This is a genomic window from Prochlorococcus sp. MIT 1327, from assembly GCF_047304785.1.
Classification (GTDB): domain Bacteria; phylum Cyanobacteriota; class Cyanobacteriia; order PCC-6307; family Cyanobiaceae; genus Prochlorococcus; species Prochlorococcus marinus_D.
The window spans coordinates 2499847-2524534 of sequence record NZ_CP138972.1 but is presented as its reverse complement, the minus strand read 5'-3'; the positions used below and the strand labels follow the sequence as shown (position 1 = coordinate 2524534).

At 50.6% G+C, this 24688-nt stretch carries 22 protein-coding genes; 10 read left to right on the top strand and 12 right to left on the bottom strand.

Features of this window, described 5'->3' with window-relative positions:
• Positions 1-226: 226 nt before the first annotated feature.
• The 6 genes from SIB80_RS12435 to SIB80_RS12410 form a co-directional block, all read right to left on the bottom strand.
• Complete coding sequence (locus SIB80_RS12435) at positions 227-1450, bottom strand: class I SAM-dependent methyltransferase (protein ID WP_063419132.1); 1224 nt, start codon at positions 1448-1450, stop codon at positions 227-229.
• Entirely contained in the window at positions 1447-4803 is a 3357-nt protein-coding gene (locus SIB80_RS12430) for a tetratricopeptide repeat protein (protein WP_063419131.1), read from the bottom strand. Before SIB80_RS12430 ends, SIB80_RS12435 begins: the two co-directional genes overlap by 4 nt.
• A 99-nt stretch (positions 4804-4902) precedes the next feature.
• Positions 4903-6306: a phospholipase D-like domain-containing protein gene (locus tag SIB80_RS12425; protein WP_169189972.1), complete on the bottom strand. Its 1404-nt coding sequence runs from the start codon at positions 6304-6306 to the stop codon at positions 4903-4905.
• 55 nt (positions 6307-6361) lie between these two features.
• Positions 6362-6538 (bottom strand): hypothetical protein, encoded by a 177-nt coding sequence (locus tag SIB80_RS12420; protein ID WP_169189973.1) that lies wholly within the window; start codon positions 6536-6538, stop codon positions 6362-6364.
• A gap of 16 nt (positions 6539-6554) precedes the next feature.
• Positions 6555-7652 carry a DUF4912 domain-containing protein gene (locus SIB80_RS12415; protein WP_063419130.1) on the bottom strand — a complete coding sequence of 366 codons (1098 nt, stop codon included), beginning with the start codon at positions 7650-7652 and terminating at the stop codon, positions 6555-6557.
• Between the two features lie 147 nt (positions 7653-7799).
• Positions 7800-7940, bottom strand: a complete 141-nt coding sequence (locus SIB80_RS12410) for a hypothetical protein (protein WP_169189974.1) — start codon at positions 7938-7940, stop codon at positions 7800-7802.
• Between the two features lie 90 nt (positions 7941-8030).
• Between SIB80_RS12410 and SIB80_RS12405 the strand changes: the two genes are divergently transcribed.
• A complete protein-coding gene (locus SIB80_RS12405; protein ID WP_063419129.1) occupies positions 8031-8243 on the top strand; it encodes a hypothetical protein in 213 nt (70 codons plus the stop codon).
• Between the two features lie 26 nt (positions 8244-8269).
• On the opposite strand, the gene sufR is transcribed toward SIB80_RS12405, so the two are convergent.
• Positions 8270-8917: an iron-sulfur cluster biosynthesis transcriptional regulator SufR gene (gene sufR, locus SIB80_RS12400; RefSeq protein ID WP_063419128.1), complete on the bottom strand. Its 648-nt coding sequence runs from the start codon at positions 8915-8917 to the stop codon at positions 8270-8272.
• A 374-nt stretch (positions 8918-9291) separates the two neighbouring features.
• Here sufR and sufB point away from each other — a divergent pair, with 374 nt between their 5' ends.
• Genes sufB through SIB80_RS12380 form a run of 4 tightly spaced genes read left to right on the top strand, consistent with a single transcriptional unit; the run spans position 9292 to position 14134 of the window.
• Positions 9292-10734, top strand: coding sequence for a Fe-S cluster assembly protein SufB (gene sufB / locus SIB80_RS12395; protein ID WP_063419126.1), 1443 nt, complete (start codon positions 9292-9294; stop codon positions 10732-10734).
• 49 nt (positions 10735-10783) lie between these two features.
• The gene (sufC, locus tag SIB80_RS12390) at positions 10784-11572 is read left to right on the top strand and encodes a Fe-S cluster assembly ATPase SufC (protein ID WP_063419125.1); all 789 of its coding nucleotides are present in this window, start codon (positions 10784-10786) and stop codon (positions 11570-11572) included.
• On the top strand, positions 11572-12822 hold the full coding sequence (locus SIB80_RS12385) for a SufB/SufD family protein (RefSeq protein ID WP_063419124.1): 1251 nt from the start codon (positions 11572-11574) through the stop codon (positions 12820-12822). The genes sufC and SIB80_RS12385 overlap by 1 nt, the downstream gene beginning before the upstream one ends.
• A gap of 7 nt (positions 12823-12829) precedes the next feature.
• Positions 12830-14134 carry a SufS family cysteine desulfurase gene (locus SIB80_RS12380; protein ID WP_063419135.1) on the top strand — a complete coding sequence of 435 codons (1305 nt, stop codon included), beginning with the start codon at positions 12830-12832 and terminating at the stop codon, positions 14132-14134.
• Here SIB80_RS12380 and SIB80_RS12375 read toward each other — a convergent pair.
• The gene (locus SIB80_RS12375; RefSeq protein ID WP_063419123.1) at positions 14131-16089 is read right to left on the bottom strand and encodes an alpha/beta hydrolase family protein; all 1959 of its coding nucleotides are present in this window, start codon (positions 16087-16089) and stop codon (positions 14131-14133) included. The two genes, SIB80_RS12380 and SIB80_RS12375, sit on opposite strands and share 4 nt — an antisense overlap.
• 66 nt (positions 16090-16155) lie before the next feature.
• Between SIB80_RS12375 and def the strand changes: the two genes are divergently transcribed.
• Together def and SIB80_RS12365 are read left to right on the top strand one after the other, a co-directional pair.
• Complete coding sequence (def, locus tag SIB80_RS12370) at positions 16156-16761, top strand: peptide deformylase (RefSeq protein ID WP_011130968.1); 606 nt, start codon at positions 16156-16158, stop codon at positions 16759-16761.
• A gap of 210 nt (positions 16762-16971) precedes the next feature.
• On the top strand, positions 16972-17760 hold the full coding sequence (locus SIB80_RS12365; protein WP_328585570.1) for a DUF3747 domain-containing protein: 789 nt from the start codon (positions 16972-16974) through the stop codon (positions 17758-17760).
• A 512-nt stretch (positions 17761-18272) separates the two neighbouring features.
• Here the strand turns inward: SIB80_RS12365 and SIB80_RS12360 are convergent.
• On the bottom strand, positions 18273-19838 hold the full coding sequence (locus tag SIB80_RS12360) for a YifB family Mg chelatase-like AAA ATPase (protein WP_063419121.1): 1566 nt from the start codon (positions 19836-19838) through the stop codon (positions 18273-18275).
• Between the two features lie 61 nt (positions 19839-19899).
• Between SIB80_RS12360 and SIB80_RS12355 the strand changes: the two genes are divergently transcribed.
• The 3 genes from SIB80_RS12355 to SIB80_RS12345 all read left to right on the top strand — a co-directional run bounded on the left by SIB80_RS12355 (position 19900) and on the right by SIB80_RS12345 (position 22552).
• A complete protein-coding gene (locus SIB80_RS12355; RefSeq protein ID WP_063419120.1) occupies positions 19900-20241 on the top strand; it encodes a histidine triad nucleotide-binding protein in 342 nt (113 codons plus the stop codon).
• 25 nt (positions 20242-20266) lie between these two features.
• Positions 20267-22270 carry an ABC transporter ATP-binding protein/permease gene (locus SIB80_RS12350; RefSeq protein ID WP_063419119.1) on the top strand — a complete coding sequence of 668 codons (2004 nt, stop codon included), beginning with the start codon at positions 20267-20269 and terminating at the stop codon, positions 22268-22270.
• A gap of 123 nt (positions 22271-22393) precedes the next feature.
• Positions 22394-22552 (top strand): chlorophyll a/b-binding protein, encoded by a 159-nt coding sequence (locus tag SIB80_RS12345; protein WP_063397328.1) that lies wholly within the window; start codon positions 22394-22396, stop codon positions 22550-22552.
• 16 nt (positions 22553-22568) lie between these two features.
• On the opposite strand, the gene SIB80_RS12340 is transcribed toward SIB80_RS12345, so the two are convergent.
• The 3 genes from SIB80_RS12340 to SIB80_RS12330 are packed head-to-tail and all read right to left on the bottom strand — an operon-like array spanning position 22569 to position 24597.
• Positions 22569-23075, bottom strand: coding sequence for a hypothetical protein (locus SIB80_RS12340; RefSeq protein WP_063419118.1), 507 nt, complete (start codon positions 23073-23075; stop codon positions 22569-22571).
• Positions 23072-23578 (bottom strand): hypothetical protein, encoded by a 507-nt coding sequence (locus SIB80_RS12335; protein WP_156486870.1) that lies wholly within the window; start codon positions 23576-23578, stop codon positions 23072-23074. Before SIB80_RS12335 ends, SIB80_RS12340 begins: the two co-directional genes overlap by 4 nt.
• A 38-nt stretch (positions 23579-23616) precedes the next feature.
• Positions 23617-24597: a Ycf66 family protein gene (locus tag SIB80_RS12330; protein WP_063419117.1), complete on the bottom strand. Its 981-nt coding sequence runs from the start codon at positions 24595-24597 to the stop codon at positions 23617-23619.
• Between the last annotated feature and the right edge of the window lie 91 nt (positions 24598-24688).

The following is a 24688-nucleotide window of genomic DNA, read 5'->3' as shown; positions in this document are numbered from 1 at the left end:
TTGCTCGTATTAGTTCTCAGGAGGCTCTAAGATGGCCGGTTGCTTTTTGTCTTCGTCAATTTCCCAATGTTTGGGATCTATGGGTGCAACTAAAAGTTAGTGGATTTAAAGCTGCGTACTCGGCACCAAAAATTCCAGGATTTACAAATGCCTTTAGATAGTTTGGTCTTGAGAACTTGATGATCCTTGCATTGTGTTCAAAAAATAAACAATGCAAACCATAATTTTAGTTTGCTTTTTTGTATGGGTGTTGCCCATGCCTGAATTCAACAAGTGTTCCTTTGTGCTCGATAAGCACTTGCTTAAAAGTAAGCCCCATTAAATCAGCTTCAATTAAGATGTCCTGAGCTCTCCATTGTGTTGGTATAATAAGTATATCAATATGCTTGCTTGATAGGCAAGATGGCGGTTTGATTTCTTGCCCCACGCCAGGAACATATGTTCCCCACTTACGCTGATCTGAATCTACTACCAGAGGAATATCTGCACTGGAGATGTCATAATGATGCATAAAAGCGGCACACTTTCCTGTACCACCCCAGATAGCCAGTGATTGGCCTGCCTTCCTAAAATCAAATAATTCTCTTTTGATCTGATTAATTGCATTGGAAGTAGCTGAGAAATAAATGTCTGCATTCTTGCTGAGCTCAGTCTGCTCTGCTGATGGCGTGAGTTCTACGAGTCCGCATATTACCTCTCCATCATAGGCAGGATGAATATCTACAACTTTCCCAGCGGTGCTAAGCATCCTTTTAAAAGATGATGTTGTGAATTGCGATGGATGCTCATAGTAGAAATCTGCCAAACGACCTGTTTGAAACACGCGATCGATGCAAGGGACTTCACAGTAAAGATATGTTGGCTTTCCATAGCCAGATGCACCCCATGCAAGTGAATGTAGAAATGATGAAGGTGCTGTGAGATGTTCAATCACGTGCCTCATCACAATCAGATCAGGTTTGTGTTTTGCAGTATCTACTAAAGGTGAAAATAATTCACGCTTAAAGTTTATACCTGGCTGGTTTGGATCAACATCTCCACTTGGATCATACCCATGGAATTTGCCTTTGCCTCCACAGTGCTCAGCCATGCTGATGAGAAAACTTCCGTCACCACAGCCAATGTCAATAACAGTTGGATTGCTTTGTATCTGATCTGATAGCCATTCTTGTAAATATTCAATGTGCTTCTTCCAATGTGAACCGTTGTTAAACATCTTGTTTGGTTTGTTTCCGTAGGGCACATGCTCCCAATCAAATAGATGGTTCCAAACATGCGCACAATTCAAGCACTGAATATATTCTTGTTTGAATGCCTGAACCGCTTTTGCTTCTTCCTCGGACTCTGCCCAGGCAATCGTTGCAAGTGGCTTTACCCCTGCGTCAAAAATAATTTTGGCGATTGTGTAGCCGCATGCAGGGCACTGCTTATTGAGATATTGGCTATTCACGGAGTATTGCTCTTAGTTGGTTTCCAGTTTACAGGAAGTAGCTCACCTGTTTCCCGTTTGCAGTCTACCGCTGTATGAATGAATTCAAAAATTTCATCAGCTACTTCTTGGTCGTCAAAGAGATGCTTTTGAGCAGCAGACTTGATTTTACGCTTAAGGGTTTCTCTTAAGTAAGAATCCTTTACCAGTCTGACTGTGATATCAATGTATTCATTGATATTTGCGGCAATAGGCGCATCGTCTAGTTTCATCTGATTGTATCCGCCTTTCACAATTCGTCCCCGCATGTATTTCCCTGCTGTTGTCACCAGAGGTGTGCCTACAGCCATTGATTCATAAAATGTATTTCCGCTCCCAAAGTAAATTGGATCTAGAAGGACATCAACAGTTTCTAAAAGGCAGAGGTAGTCTTGTTGAGTCATTCTTGGCAAGAAGATTGCATTCTCAAGTGTCTTTGGCGCCTCTATTGCCCACCTTGCTTTAAGGCGTTCAGTCTGTGGTTTATTTGTGCCTTCTATTAGGATTAATTTTGCGCTGGGAAGTCTTGAAATAATTTCTTCCAACACCTTATCGTAATCCGGATGAAACTTGAAAAGACTTTGTGGTATTCCAATCAAGTCTTTGTCTGATGGCAATTTGAATTTGGATCTATTTTTTTCGACCAAGTCTAGACTTGGCATCTTGTATACAGTAGGTAGCTTATTGAGCCTAACAAGTTGTTCAAGGTAATGATCTTGCCCGTTAGTTGGCTCTATGAGACTAGATGATAGATAGTAGTCCATTGTCTCAGAGCCCGTAGTTACTGGATTGCCCCATGTTGCAATTTGTACTCTTGCCAGCCTAGACATGGACAATATGTACGGACAGAAGCTTGCTGTGTTCTCGGTGTATATGATTGCATCAAGGTCTATGTCCCTTATGCGTTTTATGTTCGAAGTAATATTGCTTGAAAGTTTAAGCGATCTGGAGGAAATTGAGGCTAGACGCTTTTCTTGTTCTATACTTTTCTCTGGCGGCGTGATAATCCATGTCTCCGCCTCTTTGTTGGTGAATATCCTTACTAATTCTGCAAAAAGCTTGTGAACGCTATGCTTCTCCTGAGGATTGTCGAAATAAAAACCGATCCGTAGCTTCGCTAGACTCTTTTTGTTTATTTGTTCGTTCAAAGGCCTTTTGCAGATTATTCCTTTTAGTGCCTTGCTCCTTGAAAATGCATCGCATGCCTGTCGAAGAATTTCTTTGTCATCATTTTCGTTATGATAGGCAAGATAGAAAGTGTCTAGGTTTATTGGTAAGCCTTTGTACACGAGGCTCTTGTCCTCCAGCGTTTTTATGATTGATTCGCGAAATTCACGCCTTTGATTAATAATGCTTTGCTTGTCAAGCTGTATATCACGAATTAGACCTATCTTGCACAATCTAAGAGATAGATCTGTTCTCTTAAGTTCGGATGCTCTTTTGAAGCTGTTTTGTGAACTCTCTAACTGTCCGAGTTCTTTGTAGATGCTGCCCAGATTTATATGGGCATAGGGATTGTCAGGCTTGAGCTCTAGGGATTTTAGAGTGGAAGCAAGAGCTTCATCAAGCTTGCCCAGATCTCTGTAGATGCCACCTAGGTTCATGAGGGCAGTGTCGTTGTCAGCGTTGAGTTCTAGAGATTTAAGGGTGGAAGCAAGAGCTTGTTCGAAGTTACCGAGATCTTTGTAGATGCCGCCCAGGTTCATGTGGGCATCTGAGTTGTCAGCGTTGAGTTCTAGAGATTTAAGGGTGGAAGCAAGAGCTTGTTCGAAGTTACCGAGATCTTTGTAGATGCCGCCCAGGTTCATGTGAGCATCTGAGTTGTCAGGCTTGAGCTCTAAGGATTGAAATGTGGAGGCAAGAGCTTGATCAAGGTTGCCGAGATCTTTGTAGATGCCGCCCAGATTCATGTGGGTAGTGGGATTGTCAGGGTTGAGCTCTAGAGATTGAAGTGTGGATGTAAGAGCTTGGTCAAGGTTTCCGAGTTCTTGATAAATCAAGCCAACGCTCATGTGGGCAGTAGGGTTGTCAGGCTTGAGATCTAGAGATTTGAGGGTGGCGGCAAGCGCCTGCTCATGGTTGCCGAGACCTTTGTAGATGATGCCCAGGTTGATGAGGGCAGTGGGGTTATGGGCCTTGAGATCTAGAGATTTGAGGGTGGAAGCAAGAGCTTCATCGAGTTCACCTAGCTCTTTGTAGATCCAGCCCAGGTTCATGTGGGCGTCGGCGTTATTAGTTTTTAGCTCTACGGATTTGAGGGTGGAGGTAAGGGCTTGTTCAAGATTGCCGAGATCTTTGTAGATCCTGCCCAGATTCATGTGAGCTGTGTGGTTATCAGGCTCTAGCTCTAAAACTTTATGTGTTGCTTGGATAGCTTCTTTTGTACGACCTTCTTTTTCAAGAACGTTACCTATGCTTCCCAGTGCGGCAATAAATGTCTCGTCTAGGTGAACGGCAATCTGGAATGCTTCTATGGCTGCATTGTTGTCGCCAATTTCTAGCAAGCAGAGTCCAAGATTGAATGGAATAAGCTTGTTGTTTAATTGATTAATATTCAATTTCTTGTATTCAATAATAGCTTCTTTGAATAGCTCTAGATTTTGATATGCCTGCGCTAAAAGAAGTGAGCATTGTTCGCTTGGTACAAGAGCTGATGCTTTTGCGAGTGCTTCAATGGCTGCTGCTGTATGTCCTTTCAGTAGCAGAAGCCGTCCTAAATTGAGAAGCGAGTTTCTTGCTTGTGGATTAATGATTAATTCTTTTTGATAGTACTCAATGGCCTTGTCTGGATTGGCTCTATTTTGAAAGATGATTCCAAGAATTTCGCTTGCTCCTGGTGTGCTTTCATTGATGTCTAGGGCTTGATCTGCAAATGATTTGGCTTGATCAAGATCCCCAAGTGCAAGGTGGCTTTTGGCTGCTCCTCTATATGCCTGGAAGAGTTTTGGATCTGCTTGAATGGCGCGCTTGAATAAATCGATCGCTTCATGGTTGTCGCCTGTCTGCATCTTGAGGTTGGCAAGGTTATTAATAGCAGGAGCATAGTTATTGTTTATTTCTAGGGCTTTCTCGTACCATTGAGAGGCAGCGTCTTCATTGTCTAGATTCAAAAAAATGTTGCCAATGTCTTTCGCTATTTCGGGGTCGCTGCCATCGAGTTGATGAGCTTTCGCTAAGTACTGTTGAGCTTTCTCTAATTGCCCTAGAGCGAGAAATGATTTTCCTGCGTATTTATAGGCAAATTTCTCCTCAGGATTCCCTCGCAGAGCATTTTGGCAAGCTTGTAGGCATTCCTGATGGCGAGCAGCCTCTGAGAGCTCTTTGATGGTCGCCATATCTGCCATGACTTCTGGTGTGTGATGGGTTGGGCCTACATGTATTTCTAGCCGTCCTCAAAGCTAGATCAGAAGCCTCAGTGGTCTCCAGTATTGGTTTTACTCCCTCTCAACCCCACTCCCACATTTCTTTGACTGCCGTTCCAGCTTGCGCTGCATCCGAGCTGTGATCCCCAGCTCAGCGCCACGCCATAAACGATCCATCTCACGGGTGAAGTGTTTGGCAAGCAAAGGTGAATGGATCACCAGCAGGCTCTCGTCGTTGGTGTGAGCTGCAGCAGGACTCCAATTGAATGAGCCTGTGATCACTTTTTTGTTGTCAATCACCGCGAACTTGTGGTGCAGCTTGTCTCCGCTCGCCAGTCTCGGTGTACCTACACCCTTAAGAGGTGAATTAAAAGGGTTATTACCTGCTTCTATTTTGCAACGGTGATCTGGAAGTGCAACACCTAATAAGTCCAGTACTTCTGAATAGGAGCGGCTGGCAAAGCCAGGGTCGGCGATTAATCGTATCTTCACACCGCTTTGAACTTGCTCCCGCAGTTTGTTAGCCAAACCTTGTGCAGAAAAGATGAACAAGGCCATGTCTATGCTTTGTTTTGATGTTTCTATTTGCTTGGCAATGAATTGCAGGCCGTTCATCTTTTGTCGTTTTGCGTGTGGAGCGAAGAGCACTTCAATTCGGGTGCCACTAACCTTTGCAGTTTGAATGCCAGGCGCGTTTTTAGCTAACCCAAACTGGCTGTCTTTTGCACCTCCCGGACCATCGCCCCACATCAAAAGGAACTCCTTTTTGAATAGTTCAGCTAGTTCTGTACTGTTAAAGCTCAGCAAGTGGTTGACATTGCCGCGCGTTTGTATCGCTGCGGGATCTCCATGCATGCCTGAATTGCTGAAGTTTGCACTTCCAGTAATCACTATTTGATTGTCGATAATCAAGAATTTGTGATGCATAAGTCCACTGCCTTTGCTGCCGTCTTCGCTGTCATCAATTAAAGGGATTTGATGACGCCTGAGGATTTGCATCGCATCGCCGCGATAGCGTTCTGTGGGGCTTAGCTCCCCGTCGTGATTACGATCTGCCAACATCTTTAGATGGGCTACTCGACGGCGTTCATGAAGGGACAGATCTGCTTCATGTAGATCACCCCAGGGCTGGCTAAAGCTGTTTTCGATCACCATTTGCACGGTCACGCCCCGTTGCTTGGCTGCCACGAGTGCATCTGCTACTCCAGGCAAGCTGAGTTCTTGCACGGCCACAAGAATCTCTTGCTGTGCTTTTTCTATGGCAGTGATGACGAACTTCTCAAGGTTGTCGCCGTTGCGCCACTGATCATCAAGAGGACTGCGGTATCGCGCACCATCGCGATGGTTGAAAACCACCTGGATCCTTTCAGGTAAGGGCAGTTCCGTAGGGGCATTGCCCTGTACAGATCCAACTTTGCTGCAACTTGCACACCCTAGAAGTACGGGGAGCATCCACTCCCAGGCTTGCTTGCACACCTTTTGACCTCAACCAGCCGCTAATAGGGTTCCACCTTGATTTCGCCCCAGTTTGTTAATGGGGCATTTCTGCGGTGCGCAGCATGGTTACGAACCAGATAGTGGACACCATCAGCGTTATGAGCACTCCTGCACCGACACCAAGACGGGCCATGCTGAGGGGTACAACGAGAGGGAGGATGATCGCCCCAGCAAGAGGAGTGATGGCGACAAACCTACGCAACGTCGTCATGATCTTGGGAGCTCATTTAAAACCATTCTGCGACTGCTTGGTCTTCTGGGTTTGTGTTATCGGTTGGCGTTCTCCGTTGGAAGTTCAAGGTGATATTGCGCTTCTGCTCACCGTCGGCCGCAGTCGCCTCAATCGCATAGACCTGCTCTCCGTCGCGGAAGGGAACTTGGATTCGGAAGGTTCCATCATTGGAGAGAGGAATGTCTTCGCCGCCGATGGTTAGGCGGGCAGAAGGATCTGTCGCGCCGTAGATCATCAGCTCAGCGTCGGCAATAAGCCAGAAGGTTTTTGGGCGTGGTGGTACTCCACCCAGTCCGGACTCATTACGACCACTGGCCCAAAGGCCGACACCTGAATCGTTCAGACCACGTTGATCGCTATTTAAGTTGTTGTGTTCTTGGAAGACTTCCGACCCGACCCTGCTGCTGCGGAAGTGTTGTGTGGCGCTCTGATAGAGCCGCTCGTGTAGACCGCTATCAATTGCGTCGCCAATGGGATCATCCTCTAGCTCTGGTGCTTGTGTAGCGGTGGGTGCAGGACTGCTTGTGATGCCCTCAAGGCTGAAGGGAACAAACTGATCGAGGATTTGCTCGCTGGGGTGGAGTGTTGGGACCTTGGCTATAGAGGAAAAGGCCAGGGACATCCAGAGAGTACCGACGCGATAGCCGAGTTCAACTCGATAGTCCCTATTAGACATTGGAACAGGTAGGTACCATTCGTTGCTGTGGCTGTCTACAGAGACTTCCTGGAGTGTGTGGGGATGTGCTTTGTCGTTATCGATGCCGGTTACGTCGGTTAAACGTAGGCAGAGTCGGTTTGCTCCTTTCGATAGGGCTCGCTTGCGATCAGTTTCGGAGAGTTCCCAGAAGACATAAGCCCATTGAGGATCTCGGGGTAGGAAAACCACTCGAGTATCGGACTTGAGTCTGGATGGGGAGTTGAGTTCAGCTTCTAGCCCCAGTCGGTTGCTTTCTTCTTTTTCCTGACGAACAGTAATAGCGCTGAGCAATTGTTCCTTTGTCTTGCGGCTGTAAAGGGTTACGCCCAAATCGCTGGCGACTTGGCGGAGCTGACGGATGGTGAGACGTGCCATAGAAGATAAGGCTTGGGTCACGTCTAAAAACACTCCGTTTTTGTTTGGGATCACATTCTGTGGGCAATTGGTCGTTTACGGGTGGTTAGAGCTCTGGTGGTCAGCATCTACTGACCGCACTGGGATCTGCAGGTGACGCTCAATTGAGTGCACCTACAAAGCAACAACTCAGCTTTCCTCTTGGCTGTGAATGGGAGCTTCTGTTGATTTGTTCTCGAGCTGGGATGGATCAGAACTCAATGCTGCGACATCCACCTTGGCCATGCAGATCATTCCGGGGCTGTTCCCTCCCCCTTGAATGAGATGCATAGGTGCTTTGCTGGTGAGTGCATCCTGGGGAAGGGCTCCTCTGGTCTGCCTTGACGGGATTGGCAGAAGATTTGACCTTGGGTACTTCCGATGGCAGTGGCCTCAACCACGATCAGGCAGGCAAAATTGCACTTTGTAGGTTTTGCGGTTGCGGTGTTGGTGACCTTGCTCGGACCTTGCGCTGATCGACCCAGCGATTGGGCTGGTTTGGGAGGGTGTCGTAGCCGGAAGGATGGAATTATTTTGGCTGTCGCGGATTTGATTGAGCCTGGCTTGGATCTGCCCGAGGGACTTCCAGGCTGAGAGGATGCACCTACTACGTCTCCTGATCAGTCATGATCTTGAGTTGGCTTGATTTGGAAGCCGCAGCAATTGCCGTATTCCAGACGCCAGTTCACTCGATCAATCAAGCAGTCGGGGAATGTTTGTCTCATGAGCAGTAATTCCTGCTCGCAAACCGATGGATACTCCTCTGCAATTCTTTGCAGGGAACAGTGAAAGTCTTTGATGAACCAGCCAATACCATCTGGAGCGGGCTGCCATTCTGTTGCATAGCCCTCTTGGCGACGTAATTCCACCAGCTTCTCAAGGCGATCCTCGATAGACCCTGAGCCGAGCTGATGGCGGTAGAGGTTGGCTTTTTTGAGTGCTTGTTGACTTAGTAGTGACGTAAATGTCTCGGGAGACAGGGCGGCTTTCATGGACTCCATCAAGCCAAGGGCGAAATTCTCACTGCCATCAGGGAAGTGATGATGTCCCTGCTCTGTCAATTGCCAGAGGTTCGAGGGACGCCCTGGGCCTGTGGGAGTTGGGCTGGCCTCGACCAGACCATCGTCTTCGAGACTGCGTAGATGGCGTCGCATTGCTTGGACTGAGATGCCCAACGATGCAGCCAGGTTTGCCGCACTACTCTCACCCTGCCGCAATAGCAGAGTGAGGGTTGCTTCGCGGGTAGGTGCCTGCGCCTCTGTGGTCATGGATAGTCAGTGCTCCTATAACCATGCCACGCAGAAACAGAAGGTGGCGGCATAGGGTGCGTTAGATCAGGTTCAACGCAGGGTTCAAGCCGCAATCCTATGGACACAATCTGGTTGCGTCTTGAACATTGCTTCACCAAGCGGCCAGTCACCTCAAGGCCTTTTGCCTTAGGCTTCTGGAAACGAAACCTATTGGTTTCGTTTCTTCTGAGAGCCTTCAACGGCTTCTTGTTTATTCATGTCGTCGTGCCTACGTTGATCGGCCCATCCTCCTTCTCGATGTCATGCCAGATGCGGTCCTCCATATTTCACAAGCAAAGGCCTTTGTCTAGAGGGTTTCAAAACCTTCACTCCCTTCTGATCGGCTATCAATTATGACCAGCCAAAGCCACGTTGGGCAGCTTGTTTCAGAGCCTTATAAGTATGGGTTCGTAACTGACATCGAAACTGAAAAGATCCCTAAGGGCCTTGATGAAGATGTGGTTCGCTTGATTTCGGAGAAGAAAAATGAGCCGCAATTCCTGCTTGATTTTCGGATCAGGGCCTATCGACACTGGCTTAAATTGCAGACGCCTGATTGGGCAGGTCTTGGTTATCCACCGATAGATTATCAAGATATTGTTTATTATGCGGCCCCTAAACAGAAGGAGAAAAAAAATAGCCTTGAAGAGGTTGATCCAACTTTGTTGGAAACTTTTGATAAGCTTGGTATTCCACTTAGTGAACAAAAGCGCTTGTCAAATGTCGCTGTTGATGCCGTATTTGACAGCGTTTCGATTGCAACTACCTATAAAGAAAAGCTTGCCGAGCATGGAGTGGTCTTTTGTTCCATTACTGATGCTGTGAATGAGTATCCAGAATTGGTTCGCAGATATCTTGGCACAGTTGTGCCTTCGAATGATAATTATTTTGCAGCGTTGAACTCAGCTGTGTTCAGCGATGGCTCTTTTGTTTTTATTCCTAGGGGTGTGGAATGCCCGATGGAATTATCTTCTTATTTTCGTATTAATTCGGGCGATATTGGACAATTTGAGCGGACTTTGATTGTTGCAGAAGAGGGGGCGTCTGTGAGCTATCTCGAGGGTTGTACAGCTCCGATGTTTGATACGAATACACTCCATGCTGCTGTTGTGGAGTTGGTGGCACTTGATGATGCTTCGATCAAGTATTCCACGGTACAAAACTGGTATGCGGGTGATGAGAATGGTGTTGGAGGTATTTATAATTTTGTCACCAAGCGTGGGCATTGCTGTGGCGCGCGCAGTAAAATTAGCTGGTCACAAGTAGAAACAGGTTCAGCGATTACTTGGAAGTATCCAAGTTGCATCTTGCAAGGTGCTGATTCCGTAGGTGAATTTTATTCGGTTGCTCTCACAAATCATCGTCAGCAGGCAGATACTGGCACAAAAATGATCCATCTAGGGCCTCGTACTCGCTCTACAATTGTGAGCAAGGGCATCAGCGCAGGCCATTCGGCGAACAGCTATCGCGGTCTGGTGCAGATGGGTCCAAAGGCTGTCAATGCCAAGAATTACAGCCAGTGCGATTCCATGTTGATTGGCGACCAGGCTGGAGCCAACACCTATCCTTATATACGCAGTCAGCAGCCTGATGCCAGTATTGAGCACGAGGCCAGTACCTGCAGAATCTCAGAAGATCAGCTTTTTTATCTTCAGAGCCGGGGCATAGATTTTGAAGCTGCAATTTCGATGATTGTTAGTGGATTTTGTCGAGATGTTTTTAGTCAGTTGCCAATGGAGTTTGCTGCTGAGGCTGATAAGCTATTGGCTCTTAAATTGGAGGGTTCGGTTGGATAATGAATTGCTGCGTTGGCTTACCCTCTCCTAATTCTTTTCGTTTCTTATAGTGATTTCTCTCGATGCTCCAGTACTGATAGAGATACGCGACTTGTCTGCTTGCGTTGATGATCAGCCTATTCTTAATGGAGTAAATCTCACCATCCGTGCAGGCGAGATTCATGCCTTGATGGGTCGTAATGGCAGCGGTAAAAGCACTTTATCTAAGGTCTTGGCAGGGCATCCTGCTTACAAAGTCACCGAGGGCAGTGTTCTTTATCGCGGGGAGGATTTACTCCCTCTTGAGCCAGATGAGCGCTCTCGAATTGGGCTCTTTCTCGGTTTTCAGTACCCGGTTGAGATTCCTGGAGTGAGTAATCTTGAGTTCTTGCGGGTATCCACGAATGCCCGTCGCCTAGAACAAGGTCTGGAGGAATTGGACACCTTTGCGTTCGAAGATTTTGTGCGTGAGCGTCTCGGTTTGGTGCAGATGGACCCAGCTTTTCTAGATCGTTCGGTGAATGAGGGCTTCAGTGGTGGAGAGAAGAAGCGCAATGAGATTTTGCAAATGGCGTTACTAGAACCTCTTGTAGCGATTCTCGATGAAACCGATTCCGGTTTGGATATCGATGCTTTGCGCATCGTTGCTGGGGGTGTCAATCAACTCGCAAATCTTGATAATGCCACCTTGTTGATTACTCATTACCAGCGTCTACTTGATCTCATTCAACCCGACTACGTGCATGTGATGGCGGCGGGGAGGATTGTGCGCTCCGGTGACAAGGCGCTGGCACTTGAGTTGGAGCAACGAGGTTATGAATGGGTGGATCGTGAATTGGATGCACTGGAGATGACCTGATGGTGGAAGCCCCCATCAAAAACTCCTCAGCTCTCGATGACTGGTGTGAGCGGCTCTTGCACAGTCTTGAAGCCCCATCAGGTCCGATGGCTGCCTGCCAGGCTCAGTCGCGCAATCACCTTGAAACCCTCTCTGCCCCTCATCGTCGACAGGAGGCATGGCGTTTTTGTGATCTTGCACCCATCGCTGAACTTGAGCCTCGACAGATTTGCTCTCTAGGTGAGCCATCGGCTCCTGGTGTTTCTGATCAGGTGACACGTCTGGTCTTAGGGACGGGGCAGGACCCTTTTGCTGGAGTGACTCTCCCGAAGGGCCTGTCGCCGCTTAGCGATGAGGAACTGAAGCATTCTCTCGGGCACACTTTGAACCTGGCGACATCCAAAGGCCAATGGCCTGTGGCGTTGAATCAGGCCATCGCTTCACAAGTCATTGGCTTGCGGGTTCGCGGGACAGTGGATAGCCCTCTTGAATTGGTGTGTGATGCCGGCGCCGATCGGGGTGTTTTTGCCGTGCGGGTGCTCTTGTTCCTTGAGGAAAAGGCCAAGCTTGAGTTGCTACAAGTTCAGCTGAGTTCAGGTGCCAATCTCACCAGCGTTTTGGTGGAAGCTCACTTGCAAAGTGAGGCCAAGTTGCGTCATGGCCTTCTAGCTTTCGGCCATCCTCAAGCTGCATTGTTGGCTCATCTTGCTGTTGAGCAGGAACCAAGCAGTGATGTTTCCCTGGGGAGTGTCTGTCAAGGTTGGGGTGTGATTCGTCATGAGCCCCAATTGATTCAGTTGAAAGGTGGTGCCAAGAGTCAATTGCGGGCCCTGCAACTGGTGCAGGCTAATCAGCTTGCTGATACTCATTCCTGCGTGCGTTTTAATGGCCCGGAAGGAACCTTGGATCAACTTCACAAGGTAGTTGCAGCCGGTCATGGCCGCAGTGTTTTTAACGGGGTGGTGCAGGTACCTCGTGAGGCGCAGCGTACCGATGCCGCTCAGCTAAGTCGTAGCTTGTTGCTCTCAGATCGGGCCCGAATTGACACCAAGCCTGAGTTGGAAATTGTTGCTGACGATGTGAAATGCGCCCATGGGGCCACAGTGAGCCGGCTTCAGCCGGAGGCACTTTTTTATCTTCAAAGTCGCGGAATTTCACCTGATCAAGCCGCACAGCTTTTACTGCGCGCATTTTGTGATGAGGTGATTTGCATGCTCCCATCTATTTCAAAGGCCTGGCAGCCGTTAGCTCGATTGTTGGATGGGGTTTGAGTCGATCATGACCTCTTCCGTTAGTTCAGAGCAGAGCATGCCGTTGGCAATGGCAGCTGTAGAAACTTCAGCGAACCTGGCAGAGCTCACGCGAGCGGATTTCCCGCTACTAGGCCAGACCGCCTGCTTAGGTCAGCCCTTGATTTACATGGACCATGCGGCGACAAGTCAGAAGCCGCGGCAGGTGCTGGATGCCTTACAGCATTACTACGACCATGACAACGCCAATGTGCACCGTGGTGCCCATCAGTTGAGTGTTCGTGCAACCGAGGATTTTGAACGAGCACGTCAGAAGGTGGCTGATTTCATCGCTGCCTCAAGCGCGCGGGAAATCGTTTTCACAAGGAATGCGAGTGAGGCGATCAACCTGGTGGCGCGCACTTGGGGAGATGCCAACCTCCATGAAGGTGACGAGGTGCTGCTCACCTTGATGGAGCATCACAGCAACATTGTTCCTTGGCAGATGCTTGCCAAGCGAACGGGTTGCGTACTGCGCTTTGTCGACCTCACTGATTGCGGGGAGCTTGATTTAAACGATCTTCGGCACAAGCTCTCCGAGCGAACTCGTTTAGTCAGCCTGGCTCATTTGAGCAATGTGCTGGGCTGTTTTAACCCGATCTCTGAGGTGACTGCAGAGGCTCATCGCTTTGGTGCTCTGGTGTTGCTGGATGCTTGCCAGAGCTTGCCACATATGCCTGTTGATTTGTCTCGGCTTGGCTGTGACTTTCTCGTGGGTTCTTCCCACAAATTGTGTGGTCCTACCGGGATGGGTTTTCTTTGGGCTCGGGAGGAGTTGCTTGATGCTATGCCGCCTTTCCTCGGTGGTGGCGAAATGATTCAGGATGTCTATCTCGACCACAGTAGCTGGGCTGATCTGCCTTACAAGTTTGAAGCAGGTACCCCTGCTATTGGGGAAGCTATTGGTATGGGCGTTGCTCTCGACTATCTGAACCAGGTTGGCCTAGATCGTATTCACGCTTGGGAGCAGCAGCTCACGCTGCAATTGTTTGATCGCCTCCAAGGCATCGATGGGTTGACGATTCTGGGCCCAACTCCTCAGCAGGAGCCTAATCGGGCGGTCTTGGCGGCTTTCACGGTGGATGGCTTGCATCCCAATGATATTGGTGCCCTGCTTGATTCAGCAGGGATCTGTATTCGTAGTGGCCACCACTGCACCCAGCCTTTGCATCGTCACTATGGGATCCCTGGATCAGCTCGTGCCAGCTTGAGCTTCACCAACACACCAGAAGAAGTCGATCGTTTTGCTGAGGAATTGGTTGCGACGATCGGCTTCTTAAGGGAGCACAGCTAGAGCTTTAGGTGGCGGCGGAAGAATTGCTCAGTTGCTTCTAAGACTTTGGTCTTGACAGCACTGTCGCGAAAGCCGTGGCCTTCCTGCTCAAAAATGTGTAGTTCAACTGGTATGCCGTTTTCTTTTAAGGCATTGGCCATCCGTTCTGTTTGCTCTGGGGGAACCACTTTGTCTTGAAGTCCCTGAAAGAAGATCACTGGGCATTGGATCTTGTTGGCATGCAGGAGAGGTGAGCGGTTTTCGTAAACTTGTCTTTGGTCGGGCCAACGGCCTACCAGGTGATCGAGGTATCGAGCTTCAAATCGATGGGTGTCTTCTGCCATGGCGGTGAGATCACTCACTGCATAACGGCAGGCAGCAGCGCGAAAGATATCGGTGAAGCAAAGGCAGGCCAGGGTGGTAAATCCACCGGCACTGCCTCCTTCAATGGCGATTTGTGTTGGGTTTGCCTTGTTGCATTTCACTAGTGCTAGTGCGGCTTCGGCGCAATCCGTTACGTCTGTTTCGCCCCAGCCTCCCCGGAGGCGTTCGCGGTATGCACGGCCAAATCCAGTGGAGCCGCCATAGTTCACATCCACCACTCCCCAGCCTCTGGATGTCCAGAACTGAATGCTAAGGCTTAGACCGCGGTTGGCCATGCTGGTAGGGCCGCTATGGCTTTTGACAAGCAGTGGCGCAGGGCCTTTGCTGCCATTGATTGGCGGGTAATACCAGGCATGGGTTTGCTGCCCATGGCAGCCTTCAAACCAGATAGGCTCCGCAACGCTGATCGCATCAGCATTCAGTAAAGGCTCACTGGCTGGGGTGTGCTTCCAGCTGCCACAGTTGAGGTTGAGTTCTAGTAGCCCAGGGCTCGTGGTGGCATTGCTAGCGATGGCTACGGCTCGACCTTCCTGTGCCTGCAGACCATTTAGATCATCAAAAGGTTGGTTGATGGTGCTGATCTGTCCATCATCGGCCAAGCGGCTCAGCCTCCAAGAACCTTGGTCACAGATGGCGGTCAGAATTTGCTCTCCATCCCATGCGCTGCTGCTCATGCCATAAACCCACTGCGGCATGCCGGTTTCGGCTGAAAGCGGCCAGGGGCGTCGCCAAGTGGGTTGGACAGCGGGGTCAGTCGTCAGTTTTGTCACCATCAGATTCCACCAGCCGCTGCTGTCTTCGCTGACAACCAGCTCTCCATTGGGTAGCCAAAGGGGCTGGAAGACGGATGTTTGTTTGTGATCAAGTGGTTTGCTACCAGCTAGACAGGCCGAGCTTGTGATCAAACCCGCAGGGTCGAGGCTTGCCCACCAGAGTTGGCTTGCCTCCCAGGGCATGGCCGGTTGTTGCCATTCCACCCAGGCCAGTTGATCGCCATTGGGGCTGAGGATCGCGTAACCAGCAAAATCAGCAGGGCGATGCAACACCGTGGCAGCCTGGTTCTCATGGTTGAGGGAGAAGGTCACCAGCCAGTCCCGCTTGTCTGCTTCCATGATTCCGAGCCAGCGCTCTCTTGGCAGGTCAATCAGACCATCAGCAAGTTGGGCATCGTTTGGTTTTGAGAGGCGAAGCGGAGGATTGAGCGGAGATAATTCCTTCTTCCCTGTGGTGGCCTGGTGGAGGCCCTGCCAGCGCTGGAACCAGAGGCAGCCATCGACATCATCGATCCAGGCCATCAGGAGCTGGTTGTCCTGGCAGGCTGTGGCTAGAACCCCTCCTCCGTAGTCGTGAATACGACTACGGAGGTTGGCTGGGGCAGGTGTCAGCTCTTGGGGGGGGTGGTCAGATTGACCCCAGCGACGGATAAGGGCAGTGGTGCGACCATGTTCCTGAGGACGTTGCTCCAGCCAAAGCACCCAGTCATCAATCAGGCGCGGTTCTTTGAGGGTGGGTGTTTGTCCGAGAGCGCGTTTGGCAGAAAGAGGTTGAGTGGTTTGCTTCGGGTTTCGCTGGTGATGGCTTGTGCTTTCCATGGCGGTTTGGGGTCTGATGTGCGGTGGAGTTGCCTAAACTCAATCAATTGATGCTGAGACTTTTCTTTGGCTCGAAGCTTCGCTCAGCTGGCACGTACGGCTGAAAAAACCAAGGGGTCTGTTGCCGTCCCGAAGGAGCCGCTTGATCATCCGCCTCTCCAAATTCACACTTTGGGCAATGGGGTTTTGCGGCAATCCACTCGTCGGATTGGCAAGGTTGATGAATCTGTGAGGGACTTGGTGAGGGACATGCTTCGCAGCATGTACGCAGCTAAGGGGATTGGTTTGGCTGCCCCGCAGGTGGGAATTCATAAACAGCTCTTGGTCCTTGACCTTGATCTGGAAACCCCTACAACCCCGCCAGTGGTGTTGATTAATCCCGAGATCATTAGCTCCAGTGCAACTGTTGAAACCTATGAGGAAGGCTGTCTGAGCATCCCAGGCGTTTATCTCAATGTGGTGCGGCCTAGTGAGATCGTGCTCAGTTTTCGCGATGAGATGGGACGACCACGCAAAATGAAGGCCGACGGCCTGATGGCTCGCTGCATCCAGCACGAGATGGATCACCTTGAAGGTGTCCTTTTTGTAGACAGGGTCACCGATGAGAATGAGCTCAGCCTTGAGTTAAAGGAGCATGGCTTCAAGCGGGCTGATGTTCGTCCGCTGGTTTGAATGCGTTGGCTGAAGCCTTTGAGGATGCTTTCCTTGTCGGTTTCTTGTGTGTTTGGCGTCGCGCTTTGATTGGTTCTTGCTTGGCCTTGGTTTGAAGCGCTTGAGATCCATCTCTTGTGGCTTGAGCGACTGGCAAGCTTCTGTTGGTTGCAGCTTCAGGCATGGTGGATTCACTGTTGGTCATGATTCGACTCAACAAACCGGCCTGAGGTGGCAGCCGATTGCTCGGCAGACTTTTACGATTCGATCAGAATCTTGCAGGCCTTGATGGCTCGTTATTTCCCCTCTGCAGTTGCTCTGGTCCTGGTGGGTGCGACTGGCCTGACTGGATGGTCGTCATCTGTCCAGGCGCAGGGATCTCTCTTTACAGCAGCCCCTGTTGAGCAGAGCCGATTCATTTTGGTGGCTGCCCCGATTGGCAAGGGTGAGAGGTCGCAGTTGAATATCTACGAACAACGCAGTAGCAAACGAGCCTGTTTTGCAGTTGATGGAAGCTTGCCGGCTGTTGTTGATCCTCTGCTTGCGAGGTTTGATTTCACCGGGATTTGCAATCGATACATTGACGGCAATGGCTATTCGTTGCGGATAGGGGGCGATGACCTAGGAACTCACTATCGCTTGAGTGTGGTGAGGGCTGATGGGGATATGCATTTGCTAGCCATCCCCACTAGGGATACCTCTAGCCCAGCCCTGATCGTGGCCAGGGCTGGTGGTGCTGGGGTTTCTAGCAGTGATTTCCTTAAGTTGAACTTCGAGCCTGGTTGGCAATTGATGCGTCGCCAATATGGGCAACGTACGCTTGGCCATCTGTATGTGTTCAGCGAAACTTGGCCTGGAAGTTCAGATGAAGGTGTCACGGCAGAGGAAGTTGTAGTTGATGAAGTCGTTGAGGAGGTAACTGCAGAGGAGGAGGTAGATGTTGAGGAAATAGTCGTTGAGGAGGAAGCTTTTGAAGAAATAACTCCTGAGACATCAACTGTTGAATCTCTTGATCGATAAGTAGATTCAGCCTGTTACTCTGTCTTTCTACGAATTTGTTGCTTGCTCAATGAACCAGGCCATGCTTGGAGGAAATTAGTGAAGTTAACTTGTCGGAGCCGTTTTAGTGGCAAGTTTTTAAGAGTATGGTCTTTGCTGGCCTGAAGAGTGCCTTTTTCACGAAACTTCTGTGGAGAATGATATTCGTAAGAATCGGAAATATGCTGGCCACAGTGCATTCCATTGGCGTGAGTTTTGGTAGGTTAAGTAATTTTTTTGAGTTGATTGGGCAGTGTGGTTACCTGTTGAAATGACTCGCATCCTGATTGCCTGTTATGACGTAACTAAAATCAGTTCAACGGTCTCTTCGCTATGGTGCACATTGTTAATTGCTTGTGCAAATAAATGGTTTGCCTACGGGCTTGAATAGAGCTTGAATGATCTTGGCGAAGATTAATGATCAACTCCATCTGATTCGACTTTAGCGTTGTAGGAATAAGCTTGATACGGCTGATTGCTGAAGGCGAAGGGGATTAGCTGGCGAAATCTTCTTTGGCATCGCCACAATCAAAACTACGGAAACACATTGTTTCCGCTATCGCACTTTTATTGACTTTGTCTTGATCATGAAGATCGGCCAGAGATCTGGCGACTCTAAGAACCCTTAGACCGCTGCGGGCACTGAGTCTGCGGTGATTCACAACTTGCTCCCAGAGCTCTAGAGCCTTTTCATCCAGTTGGCCGATTTGCCCTAAATCCTGGGCCGAGAGGTCACGATTCAGCTTGCCATCAGGATTGCGAACAAACATCCGCGCGCGCGCGCGCAAGATCTGCTCGATGCCTATTAACTCTTGATCATTGAGATCAGTGGGAGTGAAGCCGGTAACCGATTTGCGCAGCTGAGCTGCGGGCAGGTGCTTGAGACGCAGTTGTAGATCCAGGCGATCCAATAAGGGGCCAGAGAGGCGGCTCCAATACCGCTGGCGTTGGGATTGGCTACAGCGGCAAGGATGCTCTTCATCTCCAAACCACCCGCATGGGCAGGGATTGGTTGCTGCTACAAGGGTGATTTGAGCAGGGAAGGCACATGTCTGCCTGGCTCGATTCAGACGAATGACTCCTTCCTCGAGTGGTTGTCGAAGTTGGTCGAGAACTTTGCGTGGAAATTCAGCTAGTTCATCGAGAAACAACACACCACCATGGGCGAGGCTTAGTTCTCCTGGCCTGGGGTTTGCACCGCCTCCAACGAGTGCAGCAATCGTGCAACTGTGATGGGGAGCCCGGAAGGGTCGCTGTTGTATTAACTGGGGAGTGCTCTTCAGCATTCCTGCCACAGAGTGAATACTGGTGATTTCCAAGGCCTCTTGGCGCGTGAGCGGCGGCAGCAGCTGGGCTAAATGTTTAGCCAAAAGGGTTTTCCCACAGCCAGGTGGCCCCACCATCAGGAGGTGATGGCCTCCGGCGGCAGCCAAGGCAAGGGCTTTATGGCCCAAGGCGCAACCAAGCAGTGGATGAAGTTGATCGTTTGGTCTGGGCGTGATTTTTGCCGTGACGGCCGCTTTGGATATGTGTTTAGGTGCTAGTGGTTGGGGTTGGTGCAATAGATCTACAACCTCGCTGAGGGAATGAGCAGCTCTTACTGTTAAGCCAGGCACAAGGCTTGCTTCTGCGGCATTGGCTGATGGCACCACTAGCGCTCGTACGTTTTGCGCGGCGGCCAGGTTGGCGATGGCAAGGATTCCTCTGCAGGGCCGCAAGCTGCCATCGAGCCCGAGTTCTCCAGCGCAGCAGAGATTGGCAAGCAACGGACCATCCAGCTGGCCACTGGCTACCAATAGGGCCAGGGCGATAGGGAGATCAAAAGAAGGTCCCTCTTTACGAAGATCGGCAGGAGCCAGGTTCACCACGACTCGCACGAGTGGCCCGCGAAAGCCACTGTTGCGGAGTGCTGATCGCACTCGCTCACGAGATTCCTGTATGGCGGCGTCGGGTAGCCCTACCAGTTGCAGCCCTGGCAGCCCAGGCAATAGATCCACTTCCACGGTGACGGCTAGGGCCTCAATGCCATGCAGAGAACCACTCAGGCAACGTGCCAGCATTTGTAATCAGACGGTGCATGGATTTCATGCCCAAGCCGTCCCATCCTCAGACTGTGACTCAATGGCTGGTGACACTATTTTTGGCCAGATGCTTCGCGGTGAGATTCCTTGTGATGAGGTTTATAGCGATGAGAGATGTCTGGCCTTTCGCGATATTCAGCCTCAGGCCCCGGTTCATGTGCTGGTGATCCCCCGCAAACCGCTGGAAAGCCTGCGGGCCGCTGATTCCACGGACATGGAGTTGCTGGGGCATTTGCTGCTGGTGGCAGCCAAGGTGGCCAAGCAGGAGGGCCTTGATGACTTTCGCACCGTGATCAATAGTGGTAGTCAGGCAGGGCAAACCGTTTTTCATCTTCATGTTCATGTGATCGGTGGCCGTCCGCTGGCCTGGCCTCCCGGTTGAGGCTTGAACTGGCAAGAATGAGGCGATGACAACCACCAACAGCAAGGGAACTTCCAAGGGGCTCTCTAGCCAGCTCGGCAAGCTGCAACGACTAGCGCAGCCTTACTTCCTTCCAGTTGAGGAAACTCGCACTTGGCAATTCCTGTTGCTGGTGATTGCTCTGCTGGTACTGGTAGTCGGCGTCACCTTGCTGTTGTTGACGGGGGCTTTAGCTCTCAGTGGTGAGCTGATCCCTGCCATGCAGGATCGATTCCTGCCAGGCGTGCCGGAGCGCCTGGCAGCGATTTGGGACGGATGGATTGGGCCGCTGCTCATCGGTCTCATGATGTTGGGCGCTGGATGTTTCATCGCCTTACGCGGCAAGCTCCGCGAAGGACGTTGGTTGCCTTGGCTGCTGCTGGGCGTGATCTCGTTAATGATTCTGGTGATTAACGGAATCAACGTTGGCATCAGTTTCGTTGCCCGCAATGTGGACAACACCTTGGTTGCTTATGACCGGGATGGTTTTTGGAAGATTGTTGCTATTTATGCTTTTTGTTTGGTATTGGCGCTTCCTATACGTGCCTTTCAGAGTTATCTGATTCCCAAGCTTGGGCTGATGTGGAGAGAATGGCTTAGTGGTCGGCTGCTGATGCGCTACCTGTCTAATCGTGCTTATTATATTCTTAACCCAAATGATGAATCTTCGCCTGAAATTGATAATCCTGACCAGCGAATTTCTGATGATACTCGTAGTTTTACTGGGACAAGCTTGAGCGTTCTGGTGGAGGTAATCTCTGCTCTTCTTACATTCGTGAGTTTTATTATTGTCTTATGGAATATAAATGGGAATCTGGCTTTGCTGTTGCTTGCTTATTCAGTGATTGGAACGTCATTAATCGTTTTTGCTAGTCGACGTTTGGTTGCTCTGAATTATCAGCAGTTGAAGTTGGAGGCGGATTTCAGATATGGCTTGGTTCATATAAGAGATAATGCTGAATCGATTGCATTTTATGGTGGTGAAGCTCAGGAGGGTGTCGAGGCTAATAGGCGTCTCGATGGGGCTATAAGGAATTACGACAGGTTGATTGTTTGGGAAGCCCTGATTAGCGTTATCCAGCGCTCTTATGATTACTTCTCGCGCTTTCTTCCCTGGCTGGTGATCGCACCGATCTATTTTGCTAGAGAGGTTGATTTTGGTGTATTTGGGCAAGCCAGCATTGCCTTTTCGCAGGTTTTATTTTCCGTCAGTTATATCGTTAATAACATTGACCGGCTTGCTGCTTTCTCGGCCAGTATTTCTCGTCTTGAGGGGTTTCAGGGTCGGGTAGAAGAGATTGGTGCAGGCAATGAAGATGGGTTGCCTGGTAAGCCCAAGGTGTCAAATGTGGTTGGCGGAAATCGTCTTCTGCTTAGTCACGTGAATCTCACGCCGCCTGGCAGCGACAGGATGCTGATCCGAGATCTCAGTCTCAGCCTCGAGGAGCAGCAGCGTCTGCTGGTGGTAGGTCCATCGGGCTGCGGAAAAACATCCTTCCTGCGCCTTGTCAGTGGGCTCTGGCCTGGTTCTGGTGGTGGTGAATTGCAGCGACCAGCTGCTGGGGAACTTTTATTCATCCCTCAGAAGCCCTACATGCTGCTAGGGACATTGCGCGAGCAGCTTTGTTATCCAGCTGAGGAAGATCGTTTCAGCGATGATCAATTGAAAGCAGTTTTGGAGGAGGTCAAGCTTGATCAGATGATTGAGCGCTATCCCAATCTTGATGTCAAACAAGATTGGCCGCGGATCCTTTCTCTTGGAGAACAGCAGCGCCTGGCTTTTGGGCGGCTGCTATTGAATGCGCCTCGTTTTGTTGTTCTTGATGAAGCGACCAGTGCTTTGGATGTCAAGCTAGAAAAGCATCTCTACAAGCTGCTAAAGGATCGTGATTTGGCTGTCATCAGTGTCGGTCACCGTCCTACTCTGATCGAATTCCACGACTCAGTGCTGCAACTTGTGGGAGATGGAAGCTGGCGTTTGATCCCTTCCGCAAGCTATGACTTTGATTGATCCTGAGCAGGTTTGATGACTTCAACAAACCAAAACCTTCCAGGCGATCAGGACCTTCCCAGCGAACAGGCTGTCTTCGAGGAATCCGAGCAGGGTTCTGAAAGTTCAGAGGTCCAGCCACCCATCAATAGTGCGACGACGGGAGATCCCCCCGCTTTTGGTTGGAGTGCCTATGCAGAACGGGTCAATGGACGTTTCGCGATGATTGGATTGGCCGCTGTGCTGCTCATCGAAGTGGTGAGTCGCGACACCTTCGTGCATTGGGCCGGTTTGCTGTCCTGAGTGGTTGGGTGTCGAATCAGCTTGGTAAACGGATCAGGTCCACATCCCAACGACCATCTCGGCTGACTTGAACTGCTAGAAGCCGACCCTTGCCATCCAGAATCACATGGCGAGGGATCCCTTTGGCGCTGAGCTCAAGCCGATGAACAGTGCCCATACTGCGGTGATAGAGCAACAGTTCCGTTTGGTCGTCACGCTGTCTTACTAGCGCCAGGCGTTCGCCATTGGCACTCACGCTCACACTGATTGGCTGAGCATCAGGTCGATTCAGGCCTGGAAGTAGTACCGATCTGCGGCTTCGTAGGTCGATCAATTCAATTCTTTCTTTTCCTTGATGGTTGGCCAGAGTGGCCAACCAACGCTTGCCAAGGGCCGGTTGGCGACGACTACTAGCAGATTGGAGCAGTGAGCGATTGATGCCTTGGAGTGGCCTCAATCCTTCTCTTCCGCAAGCAACCAGCCCAAAGCAAAGAAGCAGAGTTGCAAGCCAACTCGGCAGATCTCGTAAGAGCCCATATTTCACGGTCTAACCTCTTTCGTTGGAGTTGAGCGCTTCAGCCCTCTGATTGGATCTGGTTCAAGGATTTGTGATAGATCGAAGAGCTCTACGCGCCAATGCCCCTGATCGGCTACTTGCAGAGCTAACTGGCGTGCATCTGGTGCCAGGCTGAGGCTCACAGGATCTCTCCCCCCCGGTAGGGGAAGCGGGTGGATTCTTCCGGTTAGACGGTCTTCAATGATCGTTAGACGACGATTGCCTTTTTGTGTGATCACTGCCAGATAACGTCCATTCCAGCTCAGGGAGGGAGAACTGTGAGGTTGGTGACGGGAGAAATGGCGTAGTGGCAGGATCTTGCCGTCTCGAAGATCGCGGAGCTGAACGGTTGGCCTGCCTCGCTGATCGACGATCACTGCCAGCATTTCGCCATTGCCGCTGAGGGCAGGGTCTTGCTGGCTGCGCTGAAGCAGGCCACCTGGTGCTCTCTCAATCGAATTGATGCAGCTCCCAAGGCCCAGGCACCCCAAAAGCAGGATCAGTTGCTGCAGGTTGTTGGCAATGGGCTTCAGTCGTCAAAACGGGAACTGTTGTCGCGAGGTCTTGAACTTCGCGGAGCTGAGCGTCTTGGCTCAGGCATTGATGATGAAGGAGGTGCGGCTTCTGTTCTGGTGGCTGAGGGATTGCCTTGTGGGCGGGAGGGTTTTGATGCTGTGGGCCTGGATCCCGTCGGCCTGGACTTTGCAGGAGAGTAGGCCGCATCTTCAGCCTCGGGACGAATCTGAGACCCCTGAGGTACACCAGGTTTTCTTGATGAGGCGTAGCCCCCTCTAGTCGTAGGCCTTGGCTCGTTGCTTAATTGGGTTCGATTGGTGGTTTGTTGATTGGCTGAGGGACGGCTGCCCCGGCGCTGATCTTGGCGAACATTGCGGCGTTCGCCAAAGTCAGGACGATTGTTTTGTTCATCATCCTGGCGGCCGAATCGGGCCATGCGACGAGAGCGTTCTGAGTCTTCGCCCCAGGACTCTTCCTCCTTGTTGCGGCGACGGCTTGCTGCTTGTTCTGGTATTGCAGCTCTTGTGGTTCTGCGAGGCCTGTATAAGTCTTCTTGAGGGCGATCAGCATCGTCGTTGTCTCGACTGGAGAAGCGTCTTCGAACCGGTTGGGGTTCCTCAAAGCGGTCGTAGGGTTCATCCCAGCCACCCCTTAGGCCACCGCCTCGACCCTGGTTGATAGGCGGAGCTGGTTCATCATCGAAATAGGAGGAGCGTCGAGCCCCCTCGACAGCTACGCCTCTCAACCTGACACTTTCGTAGGCGAAAAACATTGTGGTTCCGGCTAGCAGGAACACGCCGAACTGCAGGATCGGATCCAGGCGCCACCCCTGAAAAAAGAAAACTCCTCCACAAAGGAGGCCGATGGCTGCGAAAAAGACGTCGTAGTCGCGTGCTAAGGCAGGCTTGAACGATCGCATGAAATACAGCAGAGCACCGCCTACTGCAAGCACGATTCCAACAATGCTGCCCCAGTTAAGACTGGCATTGACCACAATTGCGCCCCCTGAAAACGCCTAAACTGGAGGTTGAAAACCAACCTCGTTGGGCTCAGTCTACGAAGTGCGCCAAGGGTGCTTTGAAGTT

Bases quoted from the DNA above. Each gene is read 5' to 3' on its own strand.
- SIB80_RS12430 (WP_063419131.1), bottom strand. From the start codon at position 4,803: ATGGCGACCATCAAAGAGCTCTCAGAGGCTGCTCGCCATCAGGAATGC.
- SIB80_RS12420 (WP_169189973.1), bottom strand. From the start codon at position 6,538: ATGACGACGTTGCGTAGGTTTGTCGCCATCACTCCTCTTGCTGGGGCG.
- SIB80_RS12410 (WP_169189974.1), bottom strand. From the start codon at position 7,940: ATGCATCTCATTCAAGGGGGAGGGAACAGCCCCGGAATGATCTGCATG.
- SIB80_RS12405 (WP_063419129.1), top strand. From the start codon at position 8,031: ATGGCAGTGGCCTCAACCACGATCAGGCAGGCAAAATTGCACTTTGTA.
- sufR (WP_063419128.1), bottom strand. From the start codon at position 8,917: ATGACCACAGAGGCGCAGGCACCTACCCGCGAAGCAACCCTCACTCTG.
- sufB (WP_063419126.1), top strand. From the start codon at position 9,292: ATGACCAGCCAAAGCCACGTTGGGCAGCTTGTTTCAGAGCCTTATAAG.
- SIB80_RS12385 (WP_063419124.1), top strand. From the start codon at position 11,572: ATGGTGGAAGCCCCCATCAAAAACTCCTCAGCTCTCGATGACTGGTGT.
- SIB80_RS12380 (WP_063419135.1), top strand. From the start codon at position 12,830: ATGACCTCTTCCGTTAGTTCAGAGCAGAGCATGCCGTTGGCAATGGCA.
- SIB80_RS12375 (WP_063419123.1), bottom strand. From the start codon at position 16,089: ATGGAAAGCACAAGCCATCACCAGCGAAACCCGAAGCAAACCACTCAA.
- SIB80_RS12360 (WP_063419121.1), bottom strand. From the start codon at position 19,838: ATGCTGGCACGTTGCCTGAGTGGTTCTCTGCATGGCATTGAGGCCCTA.
- SIB80_RS12355 (WP_063419120.1), top strand. From the start codon at position 19,900: ATGGCTGGTGACACTATTTTTGGCCAGATGCTTCGCGGTGAGATTCCT.
- SIB80_RS12350 (WP_063419119.1), top strand. From the start codon at position 20,267: ATGACAACCACCAACAGCAAGGGAACTTCCAAGGGGCTCTCTAGCCAG.